This is a genomic window from Streptomyces sp. NPDC107546, assembly GCF_055639175.1.
The window spans coordinates 100,949-114,852 of the sequence record NZ_JBVKBA010000013.1 but is presented as its reverse complement, the minus strand read 5'-3'; the positions used below and the strand labels follow the sequence as shown (position 1 = coordinate 114,852).

The 13,904-nt window shown below is 72.9% G+C and carries 10 protein-coding genes; all 10 read right to left on the bottom strand.

The window, feature by feature from the left end:
* Positions 1–34 precede the first annotated feature (34 nt).
* On the bottom strand, positions 35–1,321 hold the full coding sequence (locus ACZ7L1_RS20675) for a glutamate-5-semialdehyde dehydrogenase (RefSeq protein WP_471439045.1): 1,287 nt from the start codon (positions 1,319–1,321) through the stop codon (positions 35–37).
* Positions 1,322–1,382: 61 nt separating this feature from the next.
* Positions 1,383–1,886 carry a hypothetical protein gene (locus ACZ7L1_RS20670; protein WP_471439043.1) on the bottom strand — a complete coding sequence of 168 codons (504 nt, stop codon included), beginning with the start codon at positions 1,884–1,886 and terminating at the stop codon, positions 1,383–1,385.
* A 189-nt stretch (positions 1,887–2,075) separates the two neighbouring features.
* Positions 2,076–3,257 (bottom strand): glutamate 5-kinase, encoded by a 1,182-nt coding sequence (gene proB, locus ACZ7L1_RS20665; RefSeq protein WP_471439041.1) that lies wholly within the window; start codon positions 3,255–3,257, stop codon positions 2,076–2,078.
* A 224-nt stretch (positions 3,258–3,481) separates the two neighbouring features.
* Positions 3,482–4,918: a GTPase ObgE gene (obgE, locus tag ACZ7L1_RS20660; protein ID WP_471439039.1), complete on the bottom strand. Its 1,437-nt coding sequence runs from the start codon at positions 4,916–4,918 to the stop codon at positions 3,482–3,484.
* A 127-nt stretch (positions 4,919–5,045) separates the two neighbouring features.
* Positions 5,046–5,300, bottom strand: a complete 255-nt coding sequence (rpmA, locus tag ACZ7L1_RS20655; RefSeq protein ID WP_471439037.1) for a 50S ribosomal protein L27 — start codon at positions 5,298–5,300, stop codon at positions 5,046–5,048.
* 14 nt (positions 5,301–5,314) lie between these two features.
* On the bottom strand, positions 5,315–5,635 hold the full coding sequence (gene rplU / locus ACZ7L1_RS20650; RefSeq protein WP_004001309.1) for a 50S ribosomal protein L21: 321 nt from the start codon (positions 5,633–5,635) through the stop codon (positions 5,315–5,317).
* A gap of 282 nt (positions 5,636–5,917) precedes the next feature.
* Complete coding sequence (locus ACZ7L1_RS20645; RefSeq protein WP_471439035.1) at positions 5,918–9,976, bottom strand: Rne/Rng family ribonuclease; 4,059 nt, start codon at positions 9,974–9,976, stop codon at positions 5,918–5,920.
* A 264-nt stretch (positions 9,977–10,240) separates the two neighbouring features.
* Complete coding sequence (locus ACZ7L1_RS20640; protein ID WP_471439033.1) at positions 10,241–11,017, bottom strand: TIGR03936 family radical SAM-associated protein; 777 nt, start codon at positions 11,015–11,017, stop codon at positions 10,241–10,243.
* A gap of 259 nt (positions 11,018–11,276) precedes the next feature.
* A complete protein-coding gene (locus ACZ7L1_RS20635) occupies positions 11,277–12,779 on the bottom strand; it encodes an alpha/beta hydrolase (protein WP_471439031.1) in 1,503 nt (500 codons plus the stop codon).
* 121 nt (positions 12,780–12,900) lie between these two features.
* A complete protein-coding gene (locus tag ACZ7L1_RS20630; protein ID WP_471439029.1) occupies positions 12,901–13,584 on the bottom strand; it encodes a hypothetical protein in 684 nt (227 codons plus the stop codon).
* Positions 13,585–13,904: the final 320 nt, after the last annotated feature.

Genomic DNA, 13,904 nt, shown 5'->3' with positions numbered 1-13,904 from the left:
GGAGCGGTCACCGCTCTGGGGAACGAGCGCTCGCTCAGCGCCGGACGTGCCCGTCGCCGGTGACGATGTACTTGGTGCTGGTCAGCTCCGGCAGGCCCATGGGGCCCCTGGCGTGCAGCTTCTGGGTGGAGATCCCGATCTCCGCGCCGAAGCCGAACTGGCCCCCGTCCGTGAAGCGCGTCGAGGCGTTCACCGCGACCGTCGTCGAATCGACCAGTTGGGTGAATCGGCGGGCGGCCTGCTGCGAGGTGGTGACGATCGCCTCGGTGTGGCCGGAGCTCCACAGCCGGATGTGCTGCACGGCCCCGTCCAGGGAGTCCACGACCGCGGCGGCGATGTCGTACGACAGGTACTCGGTGTCCCAGTCGTCGGGCGTCGCCTCCACCACCGTGGCCCGGGAGTCCTTGGCGTAAGCCATCACGCGCTGGTCGGCGTGCACGGTGACCCCGGCGTCCGCGAGGGCCTCCAGGGCGCGCGGCAGGAACTCGGGGGCGATGTCCTGGTGGACCAGCAGCGTCTCGGCGGCGTTGCACACGCTCGGCCGCTGCGCCTTGGAGTTGATCAGGATGTCGATCGCCATGTCGATGTCGGCCTGGGCGTCGACGTAGACGTGGCAGTTGCCGGTGCCCGTCTCGATCACCGGGACGGTGGACTCCTCGACGACCGTGCGGATCAGGGAGGCGCCGCCGCGCGGGATGACCACGTCGACCAGGCCGCGGGCGCGCATCAGCTCGCGCACCGACTCGCGGCTCTCACCGGGCACGAGCTGGACGGCGTCGGCGGGCAGGCCGGCCCCGCCCACGGCGTCGCGCAGCACCCGTACGAGCGCGGTGTTCGACTCGTAGGCCGAGGACGAGCCGCGCAGCAGGACCGCGTTGCCGGACTTCAGGCACAGGGCGGCGGCGTCGACGGTCACGTTCGGCCGGGCCTCGTAGATGATCCCGACCACGCCGAGCGGGACGCGGACCTGGCGCAGGTCGATGCCGTTGGGCAGCGTGGAGCCGCGGACGACCTCGCCGACCGGGTCCGGCAGGGCGGCGACGTCCCGAACGTCGGAGGCGATGGCCCGGACCCGTTCGGGGGTGAGCGTGAGCCGGTCGATGATGGCCTCGCTGGTGCCGGCCTCGCGGGCCTTGGCGATGTCCCTGGCGTTGGCCTCGACGATCTCGCTCGTGCGGACCTCCAGCGCGTCCGCAATGGCGAGCAGCGCGTCGTCCTTCTCGGCGCGCGGCAGCGGCGCGAGATCGGCTGCGGCGGCCTTGGCGCGGTAGGCGGCCTGGGCCACCGGGGACATGGAGTCGTACGGCGAGAGCGTGGTCATGAGGGAAGGGTAGTGCGCCGGACATCCCCGTTCAGGGCTCGTCCCACACACCGAGACACACTCAAAACGGGTGAACTCCGACCGGTGTGGCCGGTGGCGGCCCGTATCCCTCGGTGACCCGCTGGTGGTAGGTGTCGCGGTCGACGACTTCCAGGCCGACGATCTCCCAGGGCGGCAGCCCCGCGCTCTGCCGGTGCTCGCCCCACAGGCGCAGCGCGACCGCGGCGGCGTCGTGCAGGTCGCGGGCCTCCTCCCAATAGCGGATCTCGGCGTGGTCGCACGCGTAGCGGCTGGTCAGCAGGAAGGGGTGGTCGTTGGCCAGCTGTTCGAGGGAGCGCCGCACCTCCTTCAGCGGTGCCTCCTCGCCCGAGACGCTGAGCGTGACGTGCCACAGCCGGGGCGTCTCCGCGGGCTCCTGGTGAGCGTCGGCGGGCTCCTGGTACGCCTCCCCGGCCGGGACGCTGGTCAGCGCGCGCTGCTCGTCGGCCTTGCGCGGGCCGCCGCCCCGGGAGGCTCCGGAGGTGCCACCACCGCGGGACGCCGCCCCCGGGCGCACTCGTCTCACGACGGCCTCCTTACGCGGTGCTCGTGCGGAATGGGTGCCAGGGACCCGGCCGGGCGACCGGTCCCAGAGACCCAGTGGAGCAGGCCGCGCGGGCCCGTGGGGCGGTTTTGCGGAACGTCCCTCACCGGACCGGCCCGCGGGGCGGGACTTTCGGCCTCTCGCGGACGCGCGGAACGCGGGCTTACGGCTTCACGGGTGCAGGACGACCAGGTCGTCCCGGTGGATGACCTCGCGTTCGTAGGCGGGGCCCAGTTCGCGCGCCAGTTCCCTGGTCGAGCGGCCGATCAGCCGGGGGATCTCCTTGGCGTCGAAGTTGACGAGCCCGCGCGCGACCGCCCGCCCCTCGCTGTCACGCAGTTCGACGGGGTCGCCCGCGCTGAAGTCGCCCTCGACCGCGGCGATGCCGGCGGGCAGCAGCGACTTGCGGCCCTCCACGACGGCGCGCACGGCTCCGTCGTCGAGGGTGAGGGCGCCCTGCGGGGCGGAGGCGTGCTGCAGCCACAGCAGCCGGTCGGCGGAGCGCTTGCCGGTGGGGTGGAAGAAGGTGCCGGTGTCACGGCCCGCGAGGGCGTCGGCGGCGTGCACGGCGGAGGTGAGCACCACGGGGATGCCGGCCGCCGCCGCGATGCGGGCCGCCTCCACCTTGGTGACCATGCCGCCGGTGCCGACGCCGGCCTTGCCCGCGCTGCCGATCTCCACGTGCGCCAGGTCCTGCGGGCCCCGCACCTCCGCTATCCGCGAGGTACCGGGCCTGCTGGGGTCCCCGTCGTAGACGCCGTCCACGTCCGACAGCAGGACCAGCAGGTCGGCGTGCACGAGGTGGGCGACGAGCGCGGCGAGGCGGTCGTTGTCGCCGAAGCGGATCTCGTCGGTGGCGACGGTGTCGTTCTCGTTGACGACCGGCAGCGCGCCCATCGCGAGAAGCTTGTCGAGGGTGCGGGAGGCGTTGCGGTGGTGGGCGCGACGGCTGGTGTCGTCGCCGGTCAGGAGGATCTGGCCGACGCGGATGCCGTAGCGGGCGAAGGAGGCCGTGTAGCGGGCGACCAGGAGGCCCTGGCCGACGCTGGCGGCGGCCTGCTGGCGGGCCAGGTCGCGGGGGCGACGGCGCAGACCGAGAGGCGCGAGGCCGGCGGCGATGGCGCCGGAGGAGACAAGGACGACCTCCCTCTCCCCCCCGCCCGCCCGTCTCCCACCACCGCCCTCACCGGAGGCGCTTCGGGGCACCCCCTGCTTTCGGTGCTTGGCGAGCACGTCGACGAGGGCGTCGACGCGGTCGGCGTCGAGCCCGCCCGCGGCTGTGGTCAGCGAGGAGGAGCCCACCTTGACGACGATCCTGTGGGCCTCTTCCACGGCCTGCCTTGCGCCTGCCACCTGCTGTTCTTCCCCTCGCGCGCTTATATCCGCTCCCGTCCGGCAATCTACGCGAAGACGCACGGGTGCCGCGCACCGGTCCAGGAAGCGGACGGTGACCGGAGCTCGCGTCGGGTCACCGAGACGTCACGCCAGCCCACCCCCGGCACACCCGCCTCGACCCGAAGAAGAAGGGCAGGGCAGCCCCGCGGGCAGTCAGGGGCCGAGCCCGCTGCCCGCGGCTGTCAGAACGGCTCGAAGTCGTCGAAGTCCTGCTGCGCCTCGTCGTGTTCGGCCTGCCGTTCCTTGCGCCGCTGCGCGGCAGGCCGTACACCCTCGAACCGGTGGTCCTCGCCACGCCGTCCGAGCATCTCCGCGCCCGCCGTCACCGACGGCTCCCAGTCGAAGACGACCGCGTTGTCCTCGGGTCCGATGGCGACGCCGTCCCCGGACTTCGCGCCCGCCTTCATCAGCTGTTCCTCGACGCCGAGGCGGTTCAGCCGGTCGGCGAGGTAGCCCACGGCCTCGTCGTTGTTGAACTCGGTCTGGCGCACCCAGCGCTCCGGCTTCTCGCCGCGCACGCGGAAGAGCCCGTCCGCCTCGCGCGTGACGGTGAAGCCCGCGTCGTCGACGGCCTGCGGCCGGATGACGATCCGGGTCGCCTCCTCCTTCGGCTTGGCGGCGCGCGCCTGCGCGACCAGGTCGGCGACGGCGTACGACAACTCCTTCAGCCCGGTGTGCGCCACCGCGGACACCTCGAAGACGCGGTAGCCGCGGGCCTGGAGGTCGGGCCGCACCATCTCGGCGAGGTCCTTGCCGTCGGGGACGTCGATCTTGTTGAGGACGACGATGCGGGGCCGGTTGTCGAGGCCGCCGTACTGCTTCAGCTCCTCCTCGATGATGTCGAGGTCGGAGACGGGGTCGCGGTCGGACTCCAGCGTGGCCGTGTCCAACACGTGCACGAGGACGCTGCACCGCTCGACGTGCCGCAGGAACTCCAGGCCCAGCCCCTTGCCCTGGCTGGCGCCCGGGATGAGCCCGGGGACGTCGGCGATGGTGTAGACGGTCGAGCCCGCCGTGACCACGCCCAGGTTCGGGACGAGGGTGGTGAACGGGTAGTCGGCGATCTTCGGCTTGGCGGCGGACAGCACGGAGATCAGCGAGGACTTGCCCGCGCTCGGGTAGCCGACGAGGGCCACGTCCGCGACGGTCTTCAGCTCCAGCACGATGTCGTGCACATCGCCGGGCTCGCCGAGCAGCGCGAAGCCGGGCGCCTTGCGGCGGGCGGAGGCCAGCGCCGCGTTGCCGAGGCCGCCGCGGCCGCCCTGGGCGGCGATGTACGAGGTGCCGTGGCCGACCAGGTCGGCCAGTACGTTGCCCGCCTTGTCGAGGACGACGGTGCCGTTCGGAACGGGCAGGACCAGGTCCTGGCCGTCCTTGCCGGAGCGGAAGCCGCCCTCGCCGGGCTTGCCGTTGGTGGCCTTGCGGTGCGGGGAGTGGTGGTAGTCGAGCAGCGTGGTCACCGACTGGTCGACGGTGAGGATCACGTCGCCGCCACGTCCGCCGTTGCCGCCGTCGGGGCCGCCGAGCGGCTTGAACTTCTCACGATGCACGGAGGCACAGCCGTGGCCTCCGTTACCCGCGGCGACATGGAGTTCGACGCGGTCCACGAAGGTGGTCATGGTTCAGTGCCTCCAGAAAACGTATGAGTGGTGTGCTGTACAACAAGCGAAAGGCGGACCCGCCTTCCCGACCGGGAAGTGAGGTCCGCCTCGCTAAACGTTCGGTCCAAGCCGTGAATCAGGAGACTCAGGCGACCGGAACGATGTTCACGACCTTGCGGCCACGGTGGGTGCCGAACTGCACCGCACCGGCCTGCAGCGCGAACAGCGTGTCGTCGCCGCCACGGCCGACGCCCGCGCCCGGGTGGAAGTGGGTGCCGCGCTGACGGACCAGGATCTCACCCGCGGAGACGACCTGACCGCCGAAGCGCTTCACGCCGAGCCGCTGGGCGTTGGAGTCGCGACCGTTCCGGGTGGACGATGCGCCCTTCTTGTGTGCCATCTGTTCTCAGTCCCTTACTTCGCAGCCGTGGGGATCTCGGTGACCTTGATCGCCGTGTACTGCTGGCGGTGGCCCTGGCGACGGCGGTAACCGGTCTTGTTCTTGTAGCGCAGAATGTCGATCTTCTGGCCCTTGTGGTGGTCCACGACCTCGGCCTGGACCTTGATGCCGGCCAGCACCCACGGGTCGCTGGTCACGGAGTCGCCGTCGACCACGAGCAGGGTCGAGAGCTCGACCGTGTCGCCAACCTTGGCAGTGGAAATCTTGTCAACCTCAACGATGTCGCCGACAGCAACCTTGTGCTGGCGACCACCGCTGCGCACGATGGCGTACACGCGGAACTCACTCTCTCGCTCGGGTAAACGGCACCCCCGCAGGCCAGCCGCCCTGCGTTGCACGCGGGGACGACCTCTCCCGGACGGCCTTGGCGGCCCGTGCCCGGGAGGAAGAGGTTTACGGGGATGTGGCGCATCAGGGGACACGCCGACGGTCAAGGTTACGGGGCCGGGTCGGGAAGGGTCAAACCGGGTCCTGTTCGCCACTCCTGCACACGACGGCGGCCCGCCCGGAGAGATCCGGGCGGGCCGCCGTCGTGACGGTGCCGTCGCGTCGGAGGGTCAGTCCTCCGTGGTGACCGAAACGGTCGGCTGCGCCGACTGCTCGGCCGCCGCCGTCTTCTTGGCCGCCGTCTTCTTGGCCGCCGCCTTCTTGGCGGTCGTCTTCTTCGCGGCGGTCTTCTTCGCGGCCGTCTTCTTGGCAGCCGTCTTCTTGGTGGCGGCCTTCTTCGCCGTGGCCTTCTTGGCGGTCTTGCGGGCCGCCTTCTTGGCGGGCGCCACCGTCTCGGGCTCGGCCTCCGCCGGGGCCTCGGTCTGCTCCGCCGGGGCCTCCGCCGCCGCCGGGACGACCACGACCGCCGTCTCCTGCGACGACGTCGGCGCCGTGGCCTTGCGGACGGCACGGCGGCGCGGACGGGCCGGGGCCGCGCTCTCCACGGGCGCCTCGGCCGGCTCGGCGTCCTGCTCGGCCACAGGCTCGGCCGGGGCCTGGGCTTCCGGCTGCTCGGCGGGCTGCGGCGCGGCCTCCGGGACCGTCACCACGGCCTCGGCGGGCGAACCGGCCGGCGCCGACACCTTGCGGGTCGCCCGACGGCGCGTACGGCCCTTGGGCGCGGCCTCCTCCTCGACGGGCGCGGGCGCCTCGACGACCGGGTCCTCGGCCGCCATCGGCTCCGCCTCCGCCTCCGACCGCGACTTCGGTGCGCGCTCGTCCGTACGGGACTTCGGCGCCCGCTCCTCGGTCCGCGGGGCACCCGCGGGAGCCGGCGCCCGCCGGCTCACCCGGCGCCGCGAACGGCCCCGGGACGCGGCGGCCTCCGCCTCGGCGACGCTGCTGTACAGCTCCTCGTCCGGCGCGACCGAGTCCATCAGCGACTCCGTCACGGCCGACTCCGACAGCGCCGCCGGAACCGCGACCTCCGCCTCCTCGGGGACCTCGGCGGCCTCCTCGACCTCGGCGGTCACGGCCTCGTGCGTCTCGGGCTCGGCCTCGGCGCCGCCCCGGCCGCGCTTCCTGCGCTTGCCGCCGCCGGCCGCGGCCGCCTGGTCCATGTGGACGATCACGCCACGGCCGTTGCAGTGCACGCAGGTCTCGGAGAACGACTCCAGCAGGCCCTGTCCGACCCGCTTCCGGGTCATCTGGACCAGGCCCAGCGAGGTCACCTCGGCGACCTGGTGCTTCGTGCGGTCCCGGCCCAGGCACTCCAGCAGGCGCCGCAGCACCAGGTCCCGGTTGGACTCCAGCACCATGTCGATGAAGTCGATCACGATGATGCCGCCGAGGTCGCGCAGCCGCAGCTGGCGGACGATCTCCTCGGCCGCCTCCAGGTTGTTCCTGGTGACGGTTTCCTCGAGGTTGCCGCCCTGACCGGTGAACTTGCCGGTGTTGACGTCGATGACGACCATCGCCTCGGTTCGGTCGATCACCAGCGAACCGCCGCTCGGCAGCCACACCTTGCGGTCCAGCGCCTTGGCGAGCTGCTCGTCGATCCGGTACGTGGCGAAGACGTCGACCTCGCTGGTCCACCTCTGCAGGCGCGGCGCGAGGTCCGGCGCGACGTGCGAGACGTATCCGTGGATCGTCTGCCAGGCGTCGTCACCGCTGACGATGACCTTGGAGAAGTCCTCGTTGAAGATGTCGCGCACGACGCGGACGGTCATGTCCGGCTCGCCGTACAGCAGCGTCGGCGCGTTGCCGTTCTTCGACTTCTTCTGGATGTCCTCCCACTGCGCCTGCAGCCGCTCGACGTCCCGGCGCAGCTCGTCCTCGCTCGCGCCCTCGGCGGCGGTGCGCACGATGACGCCCGCGTCCTCGGGGACGATCTTCTTGAGGATGGTCTTCAGCCGGGCCCGCTCGGTGTCGGGCAGCTTGCGGCTGATGCCGGTCATCGAGCCCTCGGGGACGTACACGAGGTAACGACCCGGCAGGGAGACCTGGCTGGTCAGGCGGGCGCCCTTGTGGCCGATCGGGTCCTTGGTCACCTGGACGAGGACCGACTGGCCGGACTTCAGGGCGGACTCGATGCGGCGCGGGCCGCCGGCCATGCCCAGCGCCTCGAAGTTGACCTCACCGGCGTAGAGCACCGCGTTGCGGCCCTTGCCGATGTCGATGAAGGCGGCCTCCATCGACGGCAGCACGTTCTGGACCTTGCCCAGGTAGACGTTGCCGACGTACGAGGTCGACTGCTCCTTGTTGACGTAGTGCTCGACGAGCACACCGTCCTCGAGGACGCCGATCTGCGTGCGCTCGCCGTTCTGCCGGACGACCATCACACGCTCGACGGCCTCTCGGCGGGCCAGGAACTCGGCCTCGGTGATGATCGGGACGCGGCGGCGGCCCTGCTCGCGGCCCTCCCGGCGGCGCTGCTTCTTCGCCTCCAGGCGGGTCGAGCCCTTGATGGACTGCACCTCGTCGGACGGCTCGGCGGACTTGCGCGGCTCGCGGACCTTGACGACCGTGCGCTCCGGGTCGCCGGACGTCGGCTCGTTGTCGACGAGCACGTCACCGGCCCGGCGGCGGCGCCGGCGACGGCGCCGGCTGGTGCTGCTGGAGGCCGCCGTGTCCTCGGCGTGCTCCTGGGCCTCCTCGTCGTCCTCCTCGACCTGCTCGGCGGTGTCCTCGGCGTCCTGCGCGGCCTGCTCGGCGGCGAGTTCCTCGGTCTCCTCGCCCTCCGCGGACTCGCCCTCGTCGGCGGACTCGCCACGGCGACGACGACGGCCACCACGGCGGCGGCGCCGGCGCGAACCGGTCTCCTCGGCCTCCTCGCCCTCGTCGGACTCCTCCGCCTCCTCCGCCTCCTTGACCTCGTCCTCGTCGGTGGTCTCGGGCGTCACGGCCACGGGCTCCTCGTCACCGCCCCGGCGGCGACGGCGGCGGCGCGCACCGGCGGTCTCCTCCTCGGCGGCCTCCTCCTGCTCCGCCGCCTCGGCGGCGGCAGCGGCGGCCCGCTCCGGGGTCTGGAACATCGGCTCGGTGAACACCGGCGCCTGGAACACGGCCACGGCGGGTCGTGCGGGCCGCTGTGCGGCCTCGGACTCCTCGTCGGCGGTGGAGGCGGGCTGCGCGGGCTCGGAGAAACCGCCGGCGGCCTTGCGGACGACGCGACGGCGACGACGCGGGGCGGCCTCCTCGGCGACCGGCTCGGCTTCGGCAGCGGCGGCGGGGGTGGGCGCGGAGGCGGGGGCGTGGGCGCCTTCCTCGACGGCCTCGGCCTTCTCGCTCGCGCCGGCCGTCCCGGCGACCTCCGCCTGCGGGGCCTCATCGGCGGCGCCCTCGGGCGCGACGGCCGACGCGGACACCCGACGAGTGGCACGGCGACGGGTGCGGCGCGGAGTCGGCTCTTCGGCGGCGGGGGCCTGGGGCTCCTCGGTGGGGGCCTGCTCGGCCGCCTTCGTCCGGGCCTCGGGGGCCGCCTCCTGCTCCGCTGCCTCGGTGGGAGCGGGCGCTCCGGTGGGCGCCGACGCACGGCGCGTGGCACGCCGACGCGCACGAGCCGGAGCGGGCGCCTCCGCGGCCACCGGCTCCGCGGGCACAGGCGTCTCCTCGGTGGCCTCGCCACCGTCCCCACCGGCGGGTACGACGACCTCGGCGGTCTCGGCCGCCGCAGGCGACCCGACGGGCGCCTCCGCACGGCGCGTGGCACGCCGACGCGGGCGAGCCGCAGCGGGCGCCTCCGCGGCGACCGACTCCTCCTCGGCCGCGGGGGCCGCGGGCGACTCGGCGGTGTCACCACCGGCGGGCACGACGACCTCCACGGCCTCCGCGGCAGAGGGCGACCCGGTGGGCGCCGACGCACGGCGCGTGGCACGCCGACGCGCACGAGCCGGAGCGGGCGCCTCCGCGGAGGCGGGCTCGGCTTGGGCGGCACCGGAAACGGCGGCCTCGGCCACCGCCCCGGTCTCCTCGATCTCTTCTGTCCCAGCGGTCGGGGACTCCGCCTTCGCCGGTATGGCCGGCCCGGTCCCGTTCGCGGGGTCGGGCGCTGTGACCTCGCCGGTCACGGCGTCGGCGCTCGGCGGGCCCGCCGGGCGCGAGGCGACGCGGCGCCGGCGGCGCGGCGGCAGGGTGTCGCTGGGGGTGTTGTTCTCGGAACCCTCGGTGGGTTCGGTCGGTTCGAGCATGCGGGCGTTTCTCCCGTCAGGCTCCCGGGCGCCGCGCCTGGTCCGGCAAGGATCGCCGTTGACGTCCGCGGCTCGCGCTGTGCGCGGTGCCGCCGTCCGGGGCGCGGGCGCCGCACGGGAGCTCTCTGTGTCCTGTCTCGCCGGTTCCGTACCCCTTGTTGTGCACGGCCTGGCGAAAGTCTTCTGGTCGGTGCGCTGCCCGACCCAGGTGGCTCCCGAGTACGAGGGCGGCGCTACGACGTACGTCCCTGCGCGGGACCTTCCTTACGCCGACGCCGTCGCGGCGGCAGTGGCGGCGGCCGGATGCGGCTCGGTCGCTACTGCCTCGCGGTCGGGCGCGAGCGGGTCGGTCACCGTGCCGGTCTCTACATCGAACAGCCCCTGCGCCAGCCTGGTCACCGCTGCGGGGACCGGCGGCGCCAGGTCGGCCACGGCGCGGAGACCGGACAGGACGTCGTCGGGTCGTACGGCAGGCGTCACGTGCCGAACAACCAGCCGCAGTATCGCACAGGGCTGGCCGCTCGGCCCATCAGCCTGCGAACAGTGCGCTTCCACGCGCTCCAGGCTCGCGACGGCGGGACGGGCGTCGAAGGTGCGCATGCCGTTCTTGGTCAGGCGCTGGACCTCGACACTCTCGGCCGCGTTGAAGGCCGCGACAGCTCGCTCCGCCTCCGCCGGTTCCACACCGTCCAGCCGCAGCTCCCAGACGGAGGCCGTCAGCCGGTCGGCGAGCCCCGACGTGCGGGCCTCGACCGCCTCGACGATGTCCAGCCCGGTGGGCAACGACTCGTCGAGGAGGACGCGCAGCCGCTCCGGGTCGCGCGCCTCGGTGAGCGCGATCTCCAGGTACTCCGCCTCACTGCCCGTGCCGGTGGGTGCGGCATTGGCGTACGACACCTTCGGATGCGGCGTGAACCCCGCCGAGTACGCCATCGGCACCTCGGCACGGCGCAACGCACGCTCGAAGGCGCGCTGGAAGTCACGGTGGCTGGTGAACCGGAGGCGGCCGCGCTTGGTGTAGCGCAGTCGAATGCGCTGCACCGCGGGTGCGGGCGGCGGGCCTTCGGGCTGTCGCTTGCCCAGTGTCGTTCAGTCCTTCGTGAGAGCGGTGGTACTCCTCCCTAGGTTACGTGCCAGGCGGCCGATACGTTCCCGCCGGGCTCCGTTGCCGGGTGCCCGGCGGTGCCGGTTGGGGAGAATCCCGCCGTGGCGACCGTCAAAGATCACACGTACGGGCCACGGATCGGTACGGCCCCCCGCGCGGTACGGCCCCTGGCCATGGGGCCCGTACCGTCCGCCGTCAGACCCCCGGTCGGCGTGCGGTGCCGCAGCGGACGTCCCGGCCTGGCCGCTCTCCGGTCGCCAGGAAGCGTGAGACGACGCGGTCGCCGCAGGCGTTGCCGTTGGCCAGGTAGGCGCCGTGGCCGGTGGAGTCGACGGTCACCATGACGGCACGCGCCCCGAACGCCTGCCGGAGCTTCAGTGCGCCGCTCAGCGGGGTTGCGACGTCGTGGGCGTTCTGCACGAGCAGGATGCCGGACGGCCCCCGCGCAGTGATCCGTACCGGCGCCTGCTGCGGCGGGTACGGCCAGGCGGCGCAGACCATCACGTTCCTGGGCATGCCGGCGGTCAGCGGGTGATCGCGGCGGCTGACGGCGACACCGTTGCGGTACGCGGCCGCCGACCTGGGCCAGGCCACGTCGTTGCACATGGTCGCGGCGCTGACGGCGGTGACGTTCTGCAGCACCGGTTCGGGCTGCGCCGTCGGGGCGGGCGGCACGGTCCCGTTCCGGGCGGCCAGCATCAGCTTCGCCAGGGCTGGGAAACGACCGGGCGCGTAGAGGCTGTCGAGCATCGTCTGGCGCAGCACGTTGCCGTTCAGCTCCTCGGGGTTGGCACCGGGCCAGGGAATCGGTGCACGGTCGAGCGTTGCGGCCAGACGCAGGAACAGCGGTCGCACCGCTGCCGCCGTCGTGGCCACCCGATCCGGGTTGCCGGGCGCCGAGGCCCACTTGGCGAACTCGGGGAAGGTGTCCTCGACGCCGGTCTCGTATGCGGCGAGCCAGGCACGGGAGACCCTGGCGGGGTCGGGGTCGTCGTTGCTGTCGAGCACGACACGGTCGGTGCGCTGCGGGAACAACTGGCTGTAGACGGCGCCGACGTACGTACCGTACGAGACACCCCACGCGGAGAGCCTGCGCTCGCCGAGCGCGGCGCGGATGCCGTCGATGTCGCGAGCCTCGTCGACCGTGCTGATGTGCCGGATCAGTTCACCGCCGTTGCGTGCGCAGGCGTCCGCCACCCGCCGGGCCGTGGCCACGTTCCCGGTGACCGACCCGTCCGGGGCGGGCCAGGGCCGCAGCTTCGACAGGGCGAGGTCGCCATGGTCGAGGCCGCAGCTGACGGAGGTGGAGGGCGCGAGCCCGCGCGGGGCGAAACCGACCAGGTCGTAGGAGTCCCGCACGTCCTGCGGCAGCTTCTGCCCCTTGCCCGAGGGGTCGCCGAGACTGGAGCCGCCGGGTCCGCCGGGGATCAGCAGCAGTACGCCGCGGCGGGCGGACGGCTTCTCACTGGGGATGCGGGAGACGACGACGTCGATCTTCCGGCCACCGGGATCGGCGTAGTCCATCGGCACCTCGACGGACGCACACCGCTGCCGGGGATCGAGGCCGCCGCCCTCGCACCTGGTCCAGTTCAAGGAGGGGGCCCCGGCGGAGGCGGAGGCGGTCAACGGGGCGGCGAGACAGAGAAGGGCGGCGGACACGGCGGTCCATACGGCTCTTGTGCTGCTGGTCGGTTTCATACCGGGGAGCCTCGCGGATCACCACCGCCCTTCCCATCCGGCCAACGCGCCGGTCTCTACGGGGGTTTGCCCCCGCCTCCCGCCTCGTGCCACCCGCACATGGTGTGTTCCCGTCGTTCCCTCATGGCCTGCAGATCACGTACACGATGTTGTTGGTGGTGTTGGTGACGCCGGATCCCACCTGTGACTGCCAGCCGGTGGCAGGTGAGCCGATCGGGCGGGCCAATCCCTGGAAGTTAACGGCGGCTCCGCTCGTGGAGTTGACGTTGTACGAACCTCCGCCCGTCGCGTACATGTTGGCCGGGCAGTTGACCTGGTTGAACGTCGTGGCCGATTGCGCGCCGGCAAGCGTATTGGTGACCACGACACTCTGAGCCCCGGTGGAACCGGCGCCCTGGGCACCCTGGGTGCCCTGCGCTCCCTGAGTTCCCTGCGGGCCCTGCGCGCCCGTCGTCCCCTGAGTCCCGATGGACCCCTGTGCCCCGGTGGAGCCCTGGAAACCCTGCAGACCCTGCGCACCGGTGGATCCCTGGGTCCCGGTAGCCCCCTGCGCCCCCGTAGCGCCCTGAGCGCCGATTGCCCCCTGGAAGCCCTGAGGACCCTGGGACCCCGTCGAACCCTGCGCGCCCGTGGAGCCCTGGGCGCCACTCGTGCCCTGCGGGCCTGCGGTGCCCTGTGGACCCGTGGCCCCCTGGACTCCCGTGGAGCCCTGCGCTCCGGTGGTGCCCTGAGCGCCGGTGGAGCCCTGGAAGCCCTGCGGGCCCTGCACCCCCGTCGAACCCTGCGCGCCCGTGGCGCCCTGCACCCCCGTCGAGCCCTGCGCTCCTGTAGAGCCCTGAGCGCCGATTGCCCCCTGGAAGCCCTGCGGACCCTGCGATCCCGTCGAACCCTGTGCTCCGGTAGCCCCCTGAGCACCCGTAGAACCCTGTGGACCCGTGGAGCCCTGGAAACCCTGGGGGCCCTGTGACCCCGTCGAACCCTGAGTCCCGATCGGCCCCTGCGCACCGGTCGAGCCCTGCACGCCCACCGAGCCCTGGAAACCCTGGGGGCCCTGTGACCCCGTCGAACCCTGAGTCCCGATCGGCCCCTGCGCACCGGTCGAGCCCTGCACGCCCACCGAGCCCT

Excerpts from the sequence above, each read along its gene's own strand:
- rpmA (WP_471439037.1), bottom strand. The coding sequence starts at position 5,300 with ATGGCACACAAGAAGGGCGCATCGTCCACCCGGAACGGTCGCGACTCC.
- ACZ7L1_RS20635 (WP_471439031.1), bottom strand. The coding sequence starts at position 12,779 with ATGAAACCGACCAGCAGCACAAGAGCCGTATGGACCGCCGTGTCCGCC.
- ACZ7L1_RS20675 (WP_471439045.1), bottom strand. The coding sequence starts at position 1,321 with ATGACCACGCTCTCGCCGTACGACTCCATGTCCCCGGTGGCCCAGGCC.
- ACZ7L1_RS20645 (WP_471439035.1), bottom strand. The coding sequence starts at position 9,976 with ATGCTCGAACCGACCGAACCCACCGAGGGTTCCGAGAACAACACCCCC.
- obgE (WP_471439039.1), bottom strand. The coding sequence starts at position 4,918 with ATGACCACCTTCGTGGACCGCGTCGAACTCCATGTCGCCGCGGGTAAC.